The 1,106-nt window shown below is 59.5% G+C and carries 1 protein-coding gene; it reads right to left on the reverse strand.

Annotated features, from left to right (window positions below; translation table 11 throughout):
• Positions 1-1,106 (reverse strand): Fe-S cluster assembly protein SufB (gene sufB / locus E3O47_RS00005; RefSeq protein ID WP_134419243.1); only part of this gene is annotated, 1,106 nt, incomplete at both ends.

Consider the following 1,106-nt stretch of genomic DNA (forward strand, 5'->3'; position numbering starts at 1 on the left):
TGGCCCAACTGCACATCATCGACCCGGATATCGATCGATGGATACGTGTCCGAACGCGATTTCGTGTCCACCAGCAACGCGTCACAGCGCACCGTGTTCGCGGAGTGGTGCGCCGTGGCATCCACCCGCACCTCACCGCGGTAACCAGACCGGCCACCACCCCGGGCAATGGACTTCGACACGATCGAAGACTGCGTATACGGCGCCATGTGGATCATCTTCGCGCCCGCATCCTGATGCTGACCGGGACCCGCGAACGCCACCGACAGGGTCTCCCCCTTAGCGTGCTCACCCATCAGATAAATCGACGGGTACTTCATCGTGACCTTGGAACCGATATTGCCATCGATCCACTCCATCGTGGCACCCTCCGCAGCCGTCGCACGCTTCGTGACCAGGTTGTAGACGTTCGTGGACCAGTTCTGGATAGTCGTGTAGCGAACGCGGGCATTCTTCTTCACAACAATCTCGACCACCGCAGAGTGCAGAGAATCGGACGAGTAGATCGGGGCCGTGCACCCCTCGATGTAGTGCACGTAGCTGCCCTCGTCGGCGATGATCAGGGTGCGCTCAAACTGCCCCATATTCTCCGTATTGATGCGGAAGTAGGCCTGCAGCGGGATCTCCACGTGCACACCCGGCGGCACATAAACGAAAGAGCCGCCCGACCACACCGAGGTGTTCAGCGCCGCGAACTTGTTGTCGCCGGAGGGAATGATCGTGCCGAAATACTCCTCGAAGAACTCCGGATGCTCCCTCAACGCCGTGTCGGTATCCATGAAGATGACACCCTGCGCAGCCAATTCTTCGTTGATCTGGTGATAGACCACCTCGGACTCATACTGGGCCGCGACGCCGGAGACAAGACGCTGACGCTCGGCCTCGGGAATGCCGAGCTTCTCATAGGTGCTCTTGATGTCCTCGGGCAGGTCGTCCCAAGTCTGGGCCTGCTTCTCCGTGGAACGCACGAAGTACTTGATGTTGTCGAAATCGATGCCCGACAGGTCAGCACCCCAAGTCGGCATCGGCTTGCGCTCAAACAACTCAAGGGCCTTGAGGCGACGCTGCAGCATCCACTCAGGCTCGCCCTTGAGATTGGAGATATC

It is taken from the genome of Cryobacterium sp. TMT2-17-1, from assembly GCF_004402765.1.
Classification (GTDB): Bacteria; Actinomycetota; Actinomycetes; order Actinomycetales; family Microbacteriaceae; genus Cryobacterium; species Cryobacterium sandaracinum.